Origin of the sequence: Bdellovibrio sp. HCB2-146, from assembly GCF_047345725.1 — a bacterium.
In the GTDB taxonomy this organism is placed as follows: domain Bacteria; phylum Bdellovibrionota; class Bdellovibrionia; order Bdellovibrionales; family Bdellovibrionaceae; genus Bdellovibrio.
The window spans coordinates 1,776,101-1,791,646 of the sequence record NZ_JBLEQP010000001.1 but is presented as its reverse complement, the minus strand read 5'-3'; the positions used below and the strand labels follow the sequence as shown (position 1 = coordinate 1,791,646).

The 15,546-nt window shown below is 44.1% G+C and carries 21 protein-coding genes and 1 tRNA gene; 7 read left to right on the top strand and 15 right to left on the bottom strand.

Annotated elements, in window-relative coordinates; genetic code table 11:
- Positions 1–91: 91 nt before the first annotated feature.
- From ACLWOR_RS08810 to ACLWOR_RS08770, 9 genes are all read right to left on the bottom strand, one after another.
- On the bottom strand, positions 92–694 hold the full coding sequence (locus ACLWOR_RS08810; protein WP_413940328.1) for a hypothetical protein: 603 nt from the start codon (positions 692–694) through the stop codon (positions 92–94).
- Positions 695–758: 64 nt separating this feature from the next.
- Positions 759–1,943, bottom strand: coding sequence for a protein kinase family protein (locus tag ACLWOR_RS08805; protein WP_413940327.1), 1,185 nt, complete (start codon positions 1,941–1,943; stop codon positions 759–761).
- A gap of 110 nt (positions 1,944–2,053) precedes the next feature.
- A tRNA-Ser gene (locus ACLWOR_RS08800) sits at positions 2,054–2,144 on the bottom strand.
- A 255-nt stretch (positions 2,145–2,399) separates the two neighbouring features.
- Positions 2,400–2,624 (bottom strand): DUF2188 domain-containing protein, encoded by a 225-nt coding sequence (locus ACLWOR_RS08795; RefSeq protein ID WP_413940326.1) that lies wholly within the window; start codon positions 2,622–2,624, stop codon positions 2,400–2,402.
- A 77-nt stretch (positions 2,625–2,701) separates the two neighbouring features.
- Positions 2,702–2,857 (bottom strand): hypothetical protein, encoded by a 156-nt coding sequence (locus ACLWOR_RS08790; RefSeq protein WP_413940325.1) that lies wholly within the window; start codon positions 2,855–2,857, stop codon positions 2,702–2,704.
- 151 nt (positions 2,858–3,008) lie between these two features.
- Positions 3,009–3,593, bottom strand: coding sequence for an ImmA/IrrE family metallo-endopeptidase (locus tag ACLWOR_RS08785; RefSeq protein ID WP_413940324.1), 585 nt, complete (start codon positions 3,591–3,593; stop codon positions 3,009–3,011).
- 1 nt (position 3,594) lies between these two features.
- Positions 3,595–3,978 (bottom strand): helix-turn-helix domain-containing protein, encoded by a 384-nt coding sequence (locus ACLWOR_RS08780; protein WP_413940323.1) that lies wholly within the window; start codon positions 3,976–3,978, stop codon positions 3,595–3,597.
- A gap of 336 nt (positions 3,979–4,314) precedes the next feature.
- The gene (locus tag ACLWOR_RS08775) at positions 4,315–4,713 is read right to left on the bottom strand and encodes an SRPBCC domain-containing protein (protein WP_413940322.1); all 399 of its coding nucleotides are present in this window, start codon (positions 4,711–4,713) and stop codon (positions 4,315–4,317) included.
- A 112-nt stretch (positions 4,714–4,825) separates the two neighbouring features.
- Positions 4,826–6,316, bottom strand: a complete 1,491-nt coding sequence (locus tag ACLWOR_RS08770; RefSeq protein ID WP_413940321.1) for a spermidine synthase — start codon at positions 6,314–6,316, stop codon at positions 4,826–4,828.
- Between the two features lie 264 nt (positions 6,317–6,580).
- Here ACLWOR_RS08770 and ACLWOR_RS08765 point away from each other — a divergent pair, with 264 nt between their 5' ends.
- Entirely contained in the window at positions 6,581–7,162 is a 582-nt protein-coding gene (locus tag ACLWOR_RS08765) for a dihydrofolate reductase family protein (protein WP_413940758.1), read from the top strand.
- Positions 7,163–7,212: 50 nt separating this feature from the next.
- Here ACLWOR_RS08765 and ACLWOR_RS08760 read toward each other — a convergent pair whose 3' ends face one another.
- Positions 7,213–7,764, bottom strand: a complete 552-nt coding sequence (locus tag ACLWOR_RS08760; RefSeq protein WP_413940320.1) for a GNAT family N-acetyltransferase — start codon at positions 7,762–7,764, stop codon at positions 7,213–7,215.
- Between the two features lie 122 nt (positions 7,765–7,886).
- Between ACLWOR_RS08760 and ACLWOR_RS08755 the strand changes: the two genes are divergently transcribed.
- Entirely contained in the window at positions 7,887–8,156 is a 270-nt protein-coding gene (locus ACLWOR_RS08755) for a hypothetical protein (RefSeq protein WP_413940319.1), read from the top strand.
- 205 nt (positions 8,157–8,361) lie between these two features.
- A complete protein-coding gene (locus ACLWOR_RS08750; RefSeq protein WP_413940318.1) occupies positions 8,362–8,784 on the top strand; it encodes a hypothetical protein in 423 nt (140 codons plus the stop codon).
- A 51-nt stretch (positions 8,785–8,835) separates the two neighbouring features.
- On the opposite strand, the gene ACLWOR_RS08745 is transcribed toward ACLWOR_RS08750, so the two are convergent.
- Positions 8,836–9,477, bottom strand: coding sequence for a helix-turn-helix transcriptional regulator (locus ACLWOR_RS08745; RefSeq protein WP_413940317.1), 642 nt, complete (start codon positions 9,475–9,477; stop codon positions 8,836–8,838).
- Positions 9,478–9,581: 104 nt separating this feature from the next.
- Between ACLWOR_RS08745 and ACLWOR_RS08740 the strand changes: the two genes are divergently transcribed.
- From ACLWOR_RS08740 to ACLWOR_RS08730, 3 genes are all read left to right on the top strand, one after another.
- Positions 9,582–10,109, top strand: a complete 528-nt coding sequence (locus ACLWOR_RS08740; RefSeq protein ID WP_413940316.1) for a hypothetical protein — start codon at positions 9,582–9,584, stop codon at positions 10,107–10,109.
- 78 nt (positions 10,110–10,187) lie between these two features.
- A complete protein-coding gene (locus tag ACLWOR_RS08735; protein WP_413940315.1) occupies positions 10,188–10,496 on the top strand; it encodes a hypothetical protein in 309 nt (102 codons plus the stop codon).
- A gap of 138 nt (positions 10,497–10,634) precedes the next feature.
- A complete protein-coding gene (locus ACLWOR_RS08730; RefSeq protein WP_413940314.1) occupies positions 10,635–12,110 on the top strand; it encodes a nitronate monooxygenase in 1,476 nt (491 codons plus the stop codon).
- On the opposite strand, the gene ACLWOR_RS08725 is transcribed toward ACLWOR_RS08730, so the two are convergent.
- The 3 genes from ACLWOR_RS08725 to ACLWOR_RS08715 are packed head-to-tail and all read right to left on the bottom strand — an operon-like array spanning position 12,067 to position 14,076.
- Positions 12,067–12,441: a DUF3565 domain-containing protein gene (locus ACLWOR_RS08725; RefSeq protein WP_413940313.1), complete on the bottom strand. Its 375-nt coding sequence runs from the start codon at positions 12,439–12,441 to the stop codon at positions 12,067–12,069. The two genes, ACLWOR_RS08730 and ACLWOR_RS08725, sit on opposite strands and share 44 nt — an antisense overlap.
- Before the next feature lie 10 nt (positions 12,442–12,451).
- Positions 12,452–12,796, bottom strand: a complete 345-nt coding sequence (arsC, locus tag ACLWOR_RS08720) for an arsenate reductase (glutaredoxin) (RefSeq protein WP_413940312.1) — start codon at positions 12,794–12,796, stop codon at positions 12,452–12,454.
- 14 nt (positions 12,797–12,810) lie between these two features.
- The gene (locus ACLWOR_RS08715; RefSeq protein ID WP_413940311.1) at positions 12,811–14,076 is read right to left on the bottom strand and encodes a DEAD/DEAH box helicase; all 1,266 of its coding nucleotides are present in this window, start codon (positions 14,074–14,076) and stop codon (positions 12,811–12,813) included.
- Positions 14,077–14,348: 272 nt separating this feature from the next.
- Between ACLWOR_RS08715 and ACLWOR_RS08710 the strand changes: the two genes are divergently transcribed.
- Positions 14,349–15,068: a hydrolase gene (locus tag ACLWOR_RS08710; RefSeq protein ID WP_413940310.1), complete on the top strand. Its 720-nt coding sequence runs from the start codon at positions 14,349–14,351 to the stop codon at positions 15,066–15,068.
- Positions 15,069–15,120: 52 nt separating this feature from the next.
- On the opposite strand, the gene ACLWOR_RS08705 is transcribed toward ACLWOR_RS08710, so the two are convergent.
- A complete protein-coding gene (locus ACLWOR_RS08705) occupies positions 15,121–15,513 on the bottom strand; it encodes a DoxX family membrane protein (RefSeq protein ID WP_413940309.1) in 393 nt (130 codons plus the stop codon).
- Between the last annotated feature and the right edge of the window lie 33 nt (positions 15,514–15,546).

Here is a 15,546-nt window from a genome sequence, read left to right as displayed (position 1 = left end):
ATTTAGCGGGCACTAGTAGATAACATCACAACTTAGCTGCGTCAAAAAATTATCTGTATCGAGGACTGCCCCAGCGAATATACAGCTGTGATCAACTTTTTGAAGATTTGGTGATGGCGTCTAAAATTGACTTTCTGACAGAGTCGTTTTGCAAGACATATGAAAGCATAGCTATAACTGCTGAACCAATTGAAGCGAACAAGATTTTAAAATAGGAATCGATTCTCTCAACATCCTTGCTGATAATGTCCAGCGCATTACGCATTTTTACCTCTGCAAGCTCCATATCTTTTCGCAATATAGGGATCGCTAAAAGTTTCTCAGGGTCACTTCCCATAGTTTTTTCATACATCTCTATTTTTCTATTTAAGGTTTCCAATCGTTTCGACATTTCAAGCTGGCTTGACGACGGCGCCTTGGGTGTTATCTTAACGATTTCACGCAGGCTAGCCACTTCCATTTTTAGTTCCCGAATTTCATCATCTTGGTATGTCATTGGTACGCGGACGACATCACGCTTTTCTGTAGTAAGAAATAAACCGGAAACCGACAATAGCATTGCCACCAGTGTGCCAACAGCCATGGTGAACGTAGTCCACAAACTAGAACGTCTCTTCAGTGCAGTCCGTAATGCGGCGACGTCTATATCGCCAGTTTTTTCGTCATCGATCAAATTTGGATCGTTATTTGCCATAACCAATTATCGGATTAAATAGTTTTTACTTTAGACGAGTTACTCTTAAAATGTTCGACTAGCCCTAAAAGCCCATCTTCCTACATAGTTCCCTGAATGCCTCGGTTATTTCGTCGATATTTTGGTATCTTTTGTTAGTTTGGGGATGCAAACCTGTGGTTACGAAGGCATTCATATGAGCATTAGGAATTTTTACTGTATTTGTTTTCCCTGTCATAATGTAAAATATTAGCTTCGTTAAAGCGTAGGTCTCGTGAATTACTTTGTAGCTGTCAAAGCCTTCAGTTACTAAAGCCGGATCGTTGAAATATCCTTTCATCTCCGTACTTGCGGAAGTCAGAGTGCTATCTGGCGTTTTGACCAAGCCAAAGTCTGATATTTTTACAACGAGAACATCATCGTATTTCTTAAGTAGTACGTTCTTGGGGCTAATGTCTCGATGGACTAGGTTTTTGGAATGCAGATACGCGAAAGCTTTCAGGACCTGAAGCACAACGCTCTTACGCACTTCCACTTTAATCTCAGAATTGAACTTTTGGATATATGTTTCAAGCGAGTAATCCATGTATTCCATTACGTACTGAAATCTACTTTCGTCAAAGCTATAGACCTCAAGTATATATGGTGAGCAAAGGTTTTTCATTTCAGTGAACTCTCTTTTAAAGCGCTCCCGTTCTTTTGCTGTTAAGTCAGGTTTAGCCCTCTTTAAGGCGAAGTTATGTTGGAAGAAGTCATCGTGAAATTTGTAGATGTTTGCGTATGAACCTCCACCAATATGTTTGAGTGACGCGTGAAAAGCATGGTCTTTTCTTAAGATCTTTTGCGAAGAGGAGGGCGTGAAAATCGGGAGAGTATAATAGAGGTCGACTTTTTCGGTGTTTTCGGGAATAATGCTACCGCCGCCCGAGCGTAAGAAGGTCATGCACTTGTCGAATAATTTGCTGTAGTACTCGTCAACTTCAAATGAATGCTCGGAACTCTTGAGTGCGCGCTGTAAGCTTGTCGTCATATCTATAGCGGAAATTAGATTTCGGCTTGGGTCTGCCCAAAAGTGTGCGGTGTGCTCACGCGTTGGAAGTCGGTCATTCATTAATTTAAATAGTCCGATGAATCGAGAATGAAGTGATGCTAGGACTGTCTTCAAAGCACTGTGTTTGATATTTGAATATAGATCACTATATTCAGGGCTAGTATGTCCGTTCTCTTGAAGTTCGCGTAATTGAGCCGCAATAAAGTTGTCTACAGTCATGTTAAAGCTTTATGGTTTGAAGTTTCTTTGAAAATCCCATGTAAGTTCGTATCGGACTAAACTTGAGTTTCTTTGAGCGAGAAGTGCCTGGCCGAAATTAAGCAAAAAACTGGCGGAGAGAGAGGGATTCGAACCCTCGTTAGGCTTTTGACCTAAACACGCTTTCCAAGCGTGCGCCTTCAGCCACTCGGCCACCTCTCCGCATTCAAAACGAAGAGCTAAGATAGCACAGCTAATTGCTTCAAAGCAAGCCACTCACCTGAAATTTGAAACGGGAGGCTCTTACCTTGTACAGATGAATAAGAACATCAGTCACTGAAGAAACAACTTGCTGACTAGTTTAAATATTCCTGAACACCGCCAGCAAGTTGTTAACTCAACATCAACCGTCCAGATACAATACATAAACCCCCTGCGCAGCGCGGAGTGCGAACTGCGCAGGGGGTTTTAAAAGGATCATCCTTTAATTTTTCTCGGATCGTTACCGTAACTGTTTTTCTCGCGAATTTTTCCGTCGCGACCATGAATTACCACTTCACTGCGATCACTTTTCGCCATGTTGGTTGCGGTTGAAATTGCAGCTTTCTGAGTCGGCTGGCGTGAGACCGTGTATCCCGCAGTTTTGACAGCCCAGCCATTTCCAGAAGGGACGACGTGTTTGTTATTGTTGTTCTTTGCCATGATATTTAACCTTTCTGATCGATGTAATTATCTATGAATTAAGTAAGTATTGGTGGAGTTCGTGCTCCACCATTTGCTTACGCCTTGTCAGGCGCTACACAAAAAACGAAACATGATCCATTGCGTGGATAGACCGTTTTGCCGTTCTTGGTAATACTTGGCGTGAATACGCGCTTCATTCCCACTGGACATTCACGATCTGCCATTTGATTGCATTTTGGACACAATTTCATAGGTACCTCCTTCCCATGACGGGGGAGGACTCGACCCGAAAAGAACCCCTTGCCTTGCACAGCACGAACTGGCAAAACAAAGTAAACAACCTAGTCTGGGTCGATCCTTGATCCCGGCATAAAACTAGCAGCTCTCGCAAAGCTGCTTTTTTTATTTCATAAATTCAGTTTTTAACTGTGTAACACGTAACTTTGCCGCTGGTTCAGACACATGAAACGTTTCCATAACGTTTTCCACTGACATCAGACCCTGCTTATACAGTAACCTCATCATTGGATAAGGCATCAATACCGCCGCTCCAAATGCATTCGCTTGCCATTCTGGATCCTCAAAGGCTCTTAGCTGTGAACGTCTCGCAAACATCACGCTATCTGCCGAAGCCAGGTCTTGCGTTAATGCCAAATTTCCGTGGAGGATCATATGGCCAAACTCGTGCGCCAACGTAAAGCGCGCACGACAGTCGCCATTCTCAAGGCGCTTGTATGTAGCGCTGGGAAGTGTAACCTCACGTTTCGTTACGTTTGTAACTCCATCTAATCCTTTGATGTTTTTTCCGACCAATGCTTTATAGTCGAAAACATCAAGACGGTCCTCGAAAATTTCCCTTACAGGCACAGGCACCGGCGCCTCGAGGCATTCCGGTGCTACAATCAATAAAAACTCCAGTGCCGATTGCTCGATCTGCTTCCTTGAAAGCCCCGGTACGACAGGAACTGGCATTTCTGTAAAATCCATCTTACCCCTCTTTATTATTCAAGATATCTCTAATCTTGATCATCTGTGCCTCAGTGAGATCCTTCTTATTTATTCGTCTGCCAAATGCGACAGCAAGATCCGCGTACTCAGCTTCACATTCGAAAGCCCTTGTTAGCTTTCGTTTTTCACGATCAGCTTCTGCTGTTATTCTCAATAGCTCCTCTGAAGTACCTAACACTTCAGCAAGTAACGACATCGCTACTTTTCCTGGAGGAAAAGCCGACTTCTTTCCACTTTCCACTTCCGACCAATAAACCGTGCTGATTCCAAGCTCACGAGCCACTTGGCCCATTGATTTTGCAGCATTGATCCTGAGGCTTCTTATACATTCACCAAAGGTCCCAAATGTTAAAATGTTGCTCATAGTCTCATCCCTCGTTTTTTTGACACCCAAACCATTAGCTAATATTAGCTAACGATTGCTTATATGAAACGAAATTGTACAGCGAACGGCAAGAGGAAATTTAAGATTACTTCACTATTTTTAATGCGTAGCGTCTGGCGATATAAAGGGAAAAACGGCGATGATACTAATGCGTCTTCCGCAAACTAGATTATGCTTTTTCAAAGCCAAGATCGATCTATATTTATTCGATAGGCAGTGCAAACCAAGGAACTTTTTTTCGATCCTTGATCCACTGTCATCTCTTTAGCACTATGTCCCCTGTCGGAATATGTCGACGGTGAGCCAGCTCTGTTCCTACTCGTGCTTTTCCAAATAGCTTTTAATAGGATCCCAGTTGTACTTGCGCCACCCGAGCTCAATAGAAGGAATCATTTCCTTGGGCACTCCTCGATGGATCAAAACAAGCTCTGTGCCGTTCTTAGTAGTCGGCTTCAAGTTGAAAGTTGCCATTGAGAATATGCCTTCAGGAAAGCTATGCCCTCTCCAAGCCTGGACAATTCTTTTATTGCGAACAAGCTCCACAATTATTCCTGTCGCCTGCCCACCATAAACTGAAAATGGAGCTCCAGCCGACTTTCCAATCTTGGCTTTTTTACCCGTTAAGGCCGCATACTTTTTGGAATCTGTGAGCAAACTGTAAATCACCTCGGGGGGAGCCTTAAAATGGACCTTTTGTTTTATCGTCTTGCACATCTTATCCCTCCCGAACTTCGCAAAGTTTTGTAAATACATTAGATGCAACGATACTTGAAAATACAAGTTATTGAGGAGTCCTTGTGGAGCTTAGCATGAGGTTTCTTATCAATTACCGAGCGGCTTTCATCTCGTTAGGCTCAACATTTCCAGCGGGAATATGCATAACCTTATTCACATCAAAATACCGCGGATAAGGATTATTCGTCACGGTTGCAATTATATCCAAAGGCACGTCTTCGATTTCTTTTCTGCGATTCAAATCAGTAACTTCACTGGCATCTGGCAGTTCATTATCAGAGGCAAAATACACCAAAGACTCCGCGATCGGATAAACCGCAGCGTACTTCCATTGCTTCCGCATCGTATTCAAAATAATTTTTGCCGTTTCTTTCTGATCAAAAGACCACAGGCCGAAAATGCCGTCTTTTGCGAGTCGCTGCTTTGCAAGCCTCATCCCGTCTTCGGTAAACAGGGCACTACTTTGAATGATCGTGGGTTCTTCGATATCAATAAAGATGCGGTTGTAAGTTTTAGAACTTGTTTTCAAAACGTTATAACCATCCTCAATAATAAGTCGAACGCGCGGATCTTCTAAGACAGCATTGTTTTCTTTACGGAAGTAAGTAGCTGTTCCCTTGGCAACCTTTTCGTTGATTTCGGCAATATCCAAACTTAGATCCGCATAGCTCTTCAAAACAGTCGAAGCCGTAAAACCGCAGCCTAAACCTATATTAAGGACATTCATATGAGGCTGCTCGACCTTACGGAAAGAAAGCGACGCCAAACTATCCTCGGCAAGACGAACACTCGTGCGACACATGATTCGATAGTTAATGAAAAGCTCTTTGTTCTCGTTCATCCCGATATTGTTTTTTACAATTGTGACTTTACCGAATTTTGAATCTTCTTGATAAAGAATCTCGGCGCTTGGATTCGTTACGCTGACGTACTTCGTTTCATAAACGCTTTTAGCAAACGGAGCCAAAACTAAAAACAAAACAAAACTGGCAACTTGATATTTGCGGCTGATCTGCCCTGAAATCAAAAAGGCTACAAAGAGACTCACAAAACTTACCAACGCAAAAGATCGACTCACGCCGAGATAAGGAATAAACACAAAACCGGTCAGCAATGTTCCCGCAACCGCACCGATCAAATCGACAAGATTCACTTTCCCCGTCGAAATTTTTAGCTTCGACAACTTGTCATTCGCTAGCGGAAACAAAATTCCAATAAGAACAGCTGGAATAAAAAGATAAAGGAAGCATAAGACACCAAAACCAATATTAAAAAAGTTATGAGATCCACTGATGCTCGAACTCAATCGAATCAAATTCAGCTGCAAACTATCGAAGTGAGCTAGAACGATTCCCACAAAAGTGGAAAGCACAAAGAGAGTCCACACCATCAGCTTTTCAAAAGTTCTCAGAAAGGTTTCGTTGTAACGATGAGAAAGCCAACTTGCAGTCGCAAGACCGGTCAGAAATGCGCAGAGGCTGACCGCTAGTGCTTCTGAAGAACTTGCGTAAAAAGAAAAAGCAATTTGTGTACCTAAGACTTCGATCGAAAGGGAAAGAAAACCCGCGATGAATGCTAGCAAAAGAGCATAGTATTTTTGAGACCGCGATGAAATGTTCAAGAGTGTTCCCAATTGGTTTTCTAAATGATCCTACGAGGATTTAACAGTGTCCATATGCCCTTAATTAAACAATACCAAGCGCGAGTGCGAAGCGCGTACTGTGTATCGAAGTCCAACGACCTCACCCACGGTTACTGTCTCATGTCCGACTTTTACATAGTGACCACTTTTGCGAAGAGTACTAACGTTTATTAATCAACCTCTCGGAGATCTATCTCTATGCCTATGCGAAAACTCATCGTTATATCATTCCTCACCCTCGACGGGGTCATGCAAGCTCCGGGTGGCAAGGACGAAGATCCTGAAAACGGATTTAAATACGGCGGCTGGCAAGTTCCATTCTTCGGGGATGATGACGCCGTTTCCAAAGAAATGGAGAAAGCAGGAGCGCTTCTCATCGGCCGCAAAACCTATGATATCTTTGCCGCTTACTGGCCGACTGTCGGGCGAGAAGTTCCCGTCTTTGGTGATTTTATGAATAAGATCACCAAGTACGTGGCTTCAAGAACCTTGAAAAAAACAGAGTGGGAAAATTCCATACTACTCGATCTGGATATCACAAAAAGTATTAAAAAAATCAAAGCAGAGCCGGGAAAAGATATTTACGTCTTTGGCAGCGGAGACTTTTGTCAAACGCTGATGCGCGAGAATCTCGTCGATGAATATTTTTTGATGATCCATCCCTTAGTTCTTGGTGAAGGTAAGCGCTTCTTCCGAGAAGGCAGTCGCAAACAAGATCTCGAAGTGATTTCTTCGAGCACCGGCAAAAGCGGTATTCTCTTTGTCAGATACAAAGTGAAAGGATAGATCATGAAATTCAAAAGTAAAACGATGAGAAAAGTCCCTGCACGGGTACTTTACTTTATCTGTCCCGGTTTAATACGATAAAGAACATGACGACGTAACGGATGACCCGCTTCAACGCTTGGATGATCAAAGTCATCTTTCGGGTTATAGGTCATTCCGATTTTTTCCATCACTTTTCGAGATTTCAAATTTTCAACCGCTGTCATTGCGACAACTTCTGGAGCCTTTAAGACGTCAAATGCATAATGCAAAACTGCGCGAGCCGCTTCGGGAGCAAACCCTTCGCCCCAATGCTTGCGAGCTAGGCGCCAGCCAATTTCAAAACTCGGTGCGAACTGATCGTCATGAATAATATCTGACATTTTCAAACCAACAAACCCGATAAACTCACCGGTGTCTTTGCGATCACATGCCATAAAGCAGAGGCCGTCTTTTTTATGCATTTCCACCATACGACCGATCATTGCCGCGGTTTCTTCGCGAGTGAGCGGAGCTGGAAAATACTCCATCACCTCAGGGTCTGCGCATAGGGCGGCGAAAGGATCGAGGTCCTCAGGTCTCCATAAACGTAGAATCAGGCGATCGGTCTCGAGAAAAGCCATATATACTCAAAAATATCATAGCTTTAAGAGCAAAAAAACTACAGAAACGGCACAAGCCGCTTGCCCCTCTCCCCATCCTATGGGATCTTCCGCGCTCGACTCATAACGATCAGGAAATCCGTATGCAAGACTTTGTACCTCCTCAACCACCAAAATCCTTCCGTATTGTTTTGGAGCTTAACAGATCTGCTAAACGCCTGGATTCAGTTCTACTTGCCGCCATCAAAGCTCAAAATGAAGATTTGAATCTTCGCGAGATTTCTCGCACAGAATTTAAAGAACTTTTCAATTCTGGAAAAATCCAAATCAAAGGCCAAAAAGCCACGCCTTCTTCTGGTGTTGCTAAAGGTATTACTTACGTAGACATCTTAGGCTTTAAAAATAGCAAATAGTCTTCAAAAGCCCTCGGACTAGCACCGAGGGTAAAGCTGTCTGATCCCCTTCCTACCTTAAGGGGCCAACAAGGCCTAAAATGGGTATAGCGACAGTTCCTCGACAGTTTCAAGAGCTCCAGCATGCTTTACAGCACGTAGAGCATGGCCTATTGGTTGCAATCGCTAAAGGATGATAAAGAACCGATCAATCGAAAGGACATTTATGAACAAAAGAGCAATCCTTCTACTTTCTCTCGTAGGTCTTTCTGTATCGGCTCACGCTGATCAGAAAGCGACAATCACTTGCACTGGAAAAAACGTAGTTCTGACTGAAAAGTCCCCTTATTTGGGTGAAGATACAAAATTCGCTCAGTCGTTATTTGTCTTGAAATCAACAGACGCAGCCGATGAATCTGCGTACACAGCGTACTTCCTTGATGTAGATGTTGAAGGTGATGTTGATTCTAACGGCCAAATTTGGACTGTAGGCAAAAACAGCCAAGGCGGAAACTTTACTCTTAAAACAAATTTCTGGCGCGATGTTGGTGACGGCACGATTATCAACCAAGAAACAGAAGGCACACTAACTTATAGCCACGGTCCTCTTCAGGGAAAGAACGAAACTGTTAAGTGCACAAAAAACTAATCGCAATTGAGCTCTAAAAATAAAGGCTCAGCTCCGGCTGGGCTTTTTATTTTACTTTGCGAGTTTTCGAATACAGAACCGACAAACCGCTCCCCCTCGCGCAATACAGCTCTCGAGCTTTACATTCATTCCACCCGATGCACTCTCAATAAATTTCGTATCGAAACGACAGAGTTCTGGATGAGCTTTCGCAACCGAATGGTACACACAGTTCGTCGCCTCGATCACCGCTCCTTTACGGAGATCGCTCTGCTTTAGCTGTGCACGGTAACCAAGTTCATTGAGAGCCTTCGTAATTTCCACTAAAAGATCTGCGGTGCTTTGTCTCTTTTCAAACCTTGCCTTCATGGATTCACTGACACGCTTTGCAAGACTCTCCATCATCCGAGAGAGCGAAGCCGACCCCACGTCTTCCGCCAGAAATTCCAAAAGTACATTTGAGAGCCATGAATACTGTCGGGGGAAAACTTCGTGTCCTTCCGAAGATAGAAGATAGTGACGTCGCGGACGCCCCACTCCACCCTTGATGTCTTCATACGACAGAAGGCCCAAGTTCTCTATTTTGATCACGTGTTCTTTAGCAGCTGTTTTGGTAATGCCCAGGTGCTTCGCTATTTCATCTAACGTCGCTCCTGACGAATGATCTAAAAGATATTCCAGAATCTTCTTTTGATTCGCATGAAGTCCAATCATAGATCCCCCCGCTAATTTAAACAATTTAAACAGTATTTACCATTTTAACATACGGACTGAAACTATGACCAGAATGAAGTGAATTACAAAACTAGGAGGAACATATGGAGCACACTCTCAAATCAACGACATCGACACCAACATTTACGCATGAAAAATTTCGTCCTATTGTGACTGGTATTATCACCGGACAAATAGCAGGCCTCATCATGGCAGTTGTCGTGATGATTGTTTTTGCCGTGTTTCTTGGAAAAAGTCCGCTCTATCCCGTGCAAGTCATTGGCTCTGTTCTTTTTGGTGAACAAGCACTCGAAGGTTTTCATTTAGGAGCATTCGTCGCCGGTCTCGTACTTCACCAATTGGGACCTTCACTGCTTTGGGGATTTTTGTACGGTGTGCTTGCTTCGAAGCTTCATCCTGCAACTCCGATGGCAGCTCTGGCAATTGGACTTGGAGTTGGCGTGGTTGCAATGGTCGGGCCGTACCTTTTAATTCCAGCAGTGATGAACATGATGCAAGGAACAGATATCTGGAACAGAGAAGTTCCTATGTTCTGGGACTGGGCTGCACACATTGTATTCGGAGCTTCATTTGCACTTTATCTGATCGTCGGTGAAAAGTTGAGAAAGTAAAATACACGACGGCCTTTTGCTGTTGAAAGGCCGTCTTCCATTCCTAGACAAAACCCAGTCAGCGATAGACAATATGGTATGAGCAAAACCTACGACACTCCAGGCCCGGCAATTAACGGTTACTTAAACCAAGAGCCGTATGCGCCTGTGGAGTGCGAGTTCACTGATGACCTTGAACATTTGTCGGTGAAAAAAATTGAAGTTGAAGTTTTTCACTTCGATGAGAATGGCAATCGCACACAAGACAGCGGACTCATTACGGACATTAAAATCGTGAACAAGGCTGATTATCTTGTGCTTTCAACAGGAAAAGAAATTAGATTAGATCGAATTCAATTTATTCGCTCGAGCTTTCAATCGCAGCGCCAGAGCGGCTTTCGCTGCTAACAGCCATTTGTTTAATGCCTCACCTTTCAGCAAAATCCCGGTCATTTGTGGGGTTCCATACTAGTTTGAAGTACTGAACATGATGCGTTGTTGAATGTATGTGTTGAGACATCCTTCGCACACCGATAGATTGCAAACATGAAACATATTCATCCAATTGTAATTCAAGGCGGCATGGGCATCGCGGTTTCCGACTGGAAACTGGCGAAAACAGTATCTCAAACAGGCCAGCTTGGTGTGGTTTCTGGAACTGCGATCAATTCTGTGATGGTTCGCCGCCTACAAGATGGAGACATGGATGGACATGTGCGCCGTGGGCTTCGTGCGTTTCCTTCGCAAACTATCGCCAATAAAATTTTGGAAACATATTTTATCGAAGGCGGTCGCGCCGCGACTCAACCTTACAAGCGCGCCCCTTTGTATTCCGTAGAATCGCCAAAAGCGCTTTTGCAGTTAACAGTAGCTGCGTGCTTTGTTGAAGTCTGGCTTGCGCGTGAGGGTCACGATGGCGTGATTGGTTTGAACTTGCTTGAAAAAGTTCAGATGCCAAATCTTGCGTGTCTTTATGGTGCGATGTTAGCTGGCGTTGATTACGTGATCATGGGTGCGGGCATCCCTCGTGAAATCCCAGGCGCTTTAGATTTATTGAGCGAAAACAAAACAGCAACTCTGAAAATTCCAGTAGCAGGTGGCGAAGACGCTATTATGTCTTTCAACCCACAAGAAGTGATGGAAGACACTGTTCTTGTTCCATTGAAGCGTCCTTACTTCTTCCCGATTGTTTCCTCAGCAGTTCTTGCTATGAACTTGAAAAAAAAATCCACTGGCCGTGTTGACGGTTTCATCGTTGAGGGACCTCTTGCTGGCGGACACAACGCTCCTCCACGCGGTCCAATGAAACTCAATGAACGTGGCGAACCTATTTACGGCGTTCGTGATGAAGTTTGTCTTGAAGAAATGCGTGCGCTTGAGTTGCCATTCTGGATGGCGGGATACTACGCAACTCCAGAGAAATTGTCTGAAGTTCGCGCGATGGGTGCTCACGGTGTTCAAGTCGGAACTCTTTTTGCATTCTCGAATGAATCAGGTGTGAAAGACGAACATCGCAAAAAAGCGATTCATGATATTTTAACAAAACCAGCTCCAGAAGGCGGATGGATTTTCACAGATCCTCGTTCTTCACCAACAAACTTCCCGTTTAAAGCGGCTCGTTTGCCTGGAACAGTTTCTGAAGAAGCTCTTTACCTCTCTCGTAAACGTATTTGTGACTTAGGTTACCTTCGTCACGCTTACAAAAAAGAAGACGGTACTGTCGGCCAACGTTGCCCGGCGGAACCAGTTAAAGACTACGTTAAAAAAGGTGGTCTTGAAGAAGACACTGTCGGCAGAAAATGTCTGTGCAATGCTTTGATGGCTGATATCGGCATGGGACAAATCCAAGCCGGTGGCGCAGAAGAAATGCCGCTTTTGACTGCGGGAGATGACTTGAACAACATCGCACGCATGATGAAGCCAGGACAGACTTCTTACAGTGCAACAGATGTTATCAACTATCTATTGTCACAAGAAGCTACGGCGATGAAGGCTCCTTCGACTGAAGCGCCTCTTTTATAATTTTATTTAGATCGAGCATTTGCAGGGAGCCGACAGCGGCTTCCCAGCGCCCCTCATCACAAAGTCCGCTTAATCCAGCTATCTCGTAGCTTTCGGAGAGTGCTTTTTTGCATTCGTCTATGAGCAATTTTGCGACCTTCATTCCTGCTTCATCACAACGCACGCAATTGAGTTTTACACCGAGATGATTGTTGCGACCTTCTTCTGTTGTAACCCAGGGTCTTTCCATCCAAGGAGGATCGTGACGAACGTGTTGCGCATGACCGCATTCCAATTCCGCCACCCAATGGTTTTCAAAGTCTTTATGGTAACCCGTAATACTTTGTTCCACTTAAAGCTCCTTAAAGGATTTCTTTTAATAACTCCGTCGGTCTTGCGATGATCGCGACGTTGTCTTTGATCACGATAGGTCGTTCGAGCAATTTCGGATGTTTTGCTAGGTTTTGAATAATCGCTTCAGTTGAGCCCAAATTAAAGTTTAAAGCTTGAAAGATTTCTTCTTTCGTACGAACCAAACTTGCAGCAGGAACTTTGAGCTTCTGAATGATGGATGACAATTCTTTTTCCGTCGGCGGTTGCTTCAAATACTCTATCACTTCCGGTGCGATGCCTTTTGCTTGCAGCATCGCCAAGGCTTCACGAGATTTTGAACATTGTGGATTGTGGTAGATGGTCCATTTCGCCATAGAACTCTGCCTGATTATTTTTTCTTTTTCTTGCGCTTCATAGATTCGTAGCGCTCATCTTCCATGGCGATCAATGCTTGAAGCTCGCCAATTCCATCGTCGTCTTTTTTTACAGCAGGAGCTTGTCGCTGCGCTACGATTGTTTCGTAGTCACCTTTGCTGACTTTGATCACTTCGATTTTTTTACCTAAAAGTGCCTCGATATCTTCAAGCAGTGGTTTTTCATCGGCACTACAGAAAGAAACTGCGATGCCTTTGTTAAAACCACGACCTGTACGACCGATACGATGAACATAGTTCGCAGGTTTTTCGGGAAGGTCATAGTTAATCACATGAGTGACGTCTGGAATGTCGATACCACGGGCGCTGATGTCAGTCGCAATCAAGATTTTGCATTCGCCGCTGCGGAAAGCCTTCATCACTTCATCACGGTTGGCCTGGTCTTTTTCACCATGCAAAGTCAGAGATTTGATTTCAACGCGTTCTAATGCTTTCGCCACGCGCTCTGCACGAACACGAGTACGAACGAAAACCACAAACTTTCCGTCTGGATTTTGATTCAAGTATTCAGCCAGGAAAAAACGTTTGTCATCCATTTCAACGTTCATCATAAAGTGCGACACGTTTTTAGAAACTGGATCATCTGGAGAAATCTGAATACGAATCGCGCTGCTGCGAACTTGAGAGTACGCAAGCTTTTTAATTTCCGGATTGATCGTAGCCGAGAAGAACAATGTTTGATGATTGCGATGCAATTTGCGCTTAATGGATTCGATATCTTCGATAAAGCCTAAATCCAACATGTGATCGGCTTCATCGAGAACCAAAGTTTCAAGGTGGCTGACATTGATAAAACCTTGAGCAATCAAGTCGAACATACGGCCTGGAGTCGTGATTAAGATATCAATGCCGTCTTGAAGCTTTTTGATTTGCGCTTCTTGTTCAACACCACCGTACAATGCAAAGGCTTTTACTTTTGTGTGTTTTGAAAGTTTAAAAAACACTTCGCCAATCTGTTGTGCCAATTCACGTGTCGGCACCATCACCAAACACTTAATGCCGTTCACACGTTTGCTGGTTTTATTTGAATGGATCATATCGATGATCGGAATCGCAAACGCTGCTGTCTTACCCGTGCCCGTTTGCGCAATGGCCAAAACGTCTTCGCCTTTGAGGATCGAAGGAATCGCTTTGTACTGAATGTCGGTTGTACGGAAAAAACCATTATCATTCAGATTGCGAAGAAGGTCTTCTGACAGGTGGAACTTTTCGAATTTCAAAGTAAACCTCTATTTCTTATCGATAGAAAACCCTCTTTTTAAGGGTAAAATCGAGGACCTTCAACTCAAATTCTAAGAGTCCAACCGACCTCCCCTTTAAAGCCATTTAGTCCGTTCTGGAGTCTTAGGTTGAACTTAATTACATCATCCGAAACTGCCAAGCTCGACCGATCCCCCATAAGGGCCCATTTTTTTTGACAGTTCGGAGGGGCCGTCTTTGAAAAAGCACCACGGGTTCATTGATAGTAAGCATGTACTCAAAGGAGAACCATATGAAAAGCACACCTGTTCGTGACCCCGCAAATGATCATCTGCTGACCCCACAAAATTGCGCCCTGATTATTATCGACTATCAGCCACCTCAAGTCTTCACCACCGTGTCGATGGATCGGCAAGTGATGATTGATAACATGCGCGCGTTAATCAGTACGGCGAAAAATTTTAAGTTGCCGATTATCTTAAGCACGGTGAATAACTCAAACGGACGAAATCCCGACACTATTCCACAGCTGAAAGAAGTCTTAGGCGATATTCCGACAATTGATCGCACGTCGATTAATTCCTGGGAAGACGAAGAGTTTGTAAGAGCTGTAAAGGCAACCGGCAGAAAAAAACTTTTGATTGCAGCCCTCTGGACGGACGCTTGTTTGCTGTTCCCGACTTTGGATGCTCTTAAAGAAGGATTTGAAGTTTTTCCGGTAGTTGATTGTGTTGGAGCCAATTCCCATGAAGGCCACCGGGCTGCCCTCCAACGCATGATCCACAAAGGAGCACAGCCAGTGGGTTGGAATTCCGTTGCATGCGAACTGCAAAGAGATTGGGCGCGCACGGCGACGGTTCCTGGATTTGTGCAAACGGCTGTCGATCAAGGTGGCGCTTGGGGCTGGTATTTGACTCTCGAAGGAGAGATAGCTGCCTATCATAACTACAAAGGTGGCGCCGAACTGCGAGCCGCCGACAAAAAATCAACGACTGAAAACAGACCTCACTAAAATAAAAAGCCCCGTGATGAGCGGGGGCTTTTACTTCAAATGCTATTTAAAATTACTTTTTGCGGAACAACTGTTTAATCGTAGCCGAATACGGCTGCGCAAAAAACGAAAGGTAAATCATCAAAAGCCCCAAGACAATTGCCAGCGGCAAACCACTTGGAGCCAAGAAAGCGTGAACCAGGAAAATGTTCAAAACAACTGGAGCCAAAATCACAAGCGCCAGTGGAACAAAGAAGCCAATCATTAAAAGCAAACCGCAAATAGTTTCAGTCAACTTCAAGAGTGGGAAAAAGTAAACCGAAGCCATAAGCCCCGTATTAAAAGTGATCAACTTCTCTGGAAGATCTGCTGGAGGTGGAATCAAATTCAACAAACCCATAAGGCCTGAGGCAAAAAAGATAAAACCTAAAAGTATACGCGCGATCATTGGTAGCTTAGCTTTCATGTTGCAAATCTCCTTTCCTCTATCCCAACGTAT

What these genes read in the sequence shown, in the direction of transcription:
- ACLWOR_RS08740 (WP_413940316.1), top strand. Translation starts at nt 9,582, where the DNA reads ATGGAGCACACTCTCAAATCAACGACATCGACACCAACATTTACGCAT.
- ACLWOR_RS08795 (WP_413940326.1), bottom strand. Translation starts at nt 2,624, where the DNA reads ATGGCAAAGAACAACAATAACAAACACGTCGTCCCTTCTGGAAATGGC.
- ACLWOR_RS08790 (WP_413940325.1), bottom strand. Translation starts at nt 2,857, where the DNA reads ATGAAATTGTGTCCAAAATGCAATCAAATGGCAGATCGTGAATGTCCA.
- ACLWOR_RS08750 (WP_413940318.1), top strand. Translation starts at nt 8,362, where the DNA reads ATGAACAAAAGAGCAATCCTTCTACTTTCTCTCGTAGGTCTTTCTGTA.
- ACLWOR_RS08735 (WP_413940315.1), top strand. Translation starts at nt 10,188, where the DNA reads ATGAGCAAAACCTACGACACTCCAGGCCCGGCAATTAACGGTTACTTA.
- ACLWOR_RS08765 (WP_413940758.1), top strand. Translation starts at nt 6,581, where the DNA reads ATGCGAAAACTCATCGTTATATCATTCCTCACCCTCGACGGGGTCATG.
- ACLWOR_RS08805 (WP_413940327.1), bottom strand. Translation starts at nt 1,943, where the DNA reads ATGACTGTAGACAACTTTATTGCGGCTCAATTACGCGAACTTCAAGAG.
- ACLWOR_RS08760 (WP_413940320.1), bottom strand. Translation starts at nt 7,764, where the DNA reads ATGGCTTTTCTCGAGACCGATCGCCTGATTCTACGTTTATGGAGACCT.
- ACLWOR_RS08730 (WP_413940314.1), top strand. Translation starts at nt 10,635, where the DNA reads ATGAAACATATTCATCCAATTGTAATTCAAGGCGGCATGGGCATCGCG.
- ACLWOR_RS08775 (WP_413940322.1), bottom strand. Translation starts at nt 4,713, where the DNA reads ATGTGCAAGACGATAAAACAAAAGGTCCATTTTAAGGCTCCCCCCGAG.
- ACLWOR_RS08745 (WP_413940317.1), bottom strand. Translation starts at nt 9,477, where the DNA reads ATGATTGGACTTCATGCGAATCAAAAGAAGATTCTGGAATATCTTTTA.
- ACLWOR_RS08785 (WP_413940324.1), bottom strand. Translation starts at nt 3,593, where the DNA reads ATGGATTTTACAGAAATGCCAGTTCCTGTCGTACCGGGGCTTTCAAGG.
- ACLWOR_RS08810 (WP_413940328.1), bottom strand. Translation starts at nt 694, where the DNA reads ATGGCAAATAACGATCCAAATTTGATCGATGACGAAAAAACTGGCGAT.
- ACLWOR_RS08755 (WP_413940319.1), top strand. Translation starts at nt 7,887, where the DNA reads ATGCAAGACTTTGTACCTCCTCAACCACCAAAATCCTTCCGTATTGTT.
- arsC (WP_413940312.1), bottom strand. Translation starts at nt 12,796, where the DNA reads ATGGCGAAATGGACCATCTACCACAATCCACAATGTTCAAAATCTCGT.
- ACLWOR_RS08710 (WP_413940310.1), top strand. Translation starts at nt 14,349, where the DNA reads ATGAAAAGCACACCTGTTCGTGACCCCGCAAATGATCATCTGCTGACC.
- ACLWOR_RS08705 (WP_413940309.1), bottom strand. Translation starts at nt 15,513, where the DNA reads ATGAAAGCTAAGCTACCAATGATCGCGCGTATACTTTTAGGTTTTATC.
- ACLWOR_RS08780 (WP_413940323.1), bottom strand. Translation starts at nt 3,978, where the DNA reads ATGAGCAACATTTTAACATTTGGGACCTTTGGTGAATGTATAAGAAGC.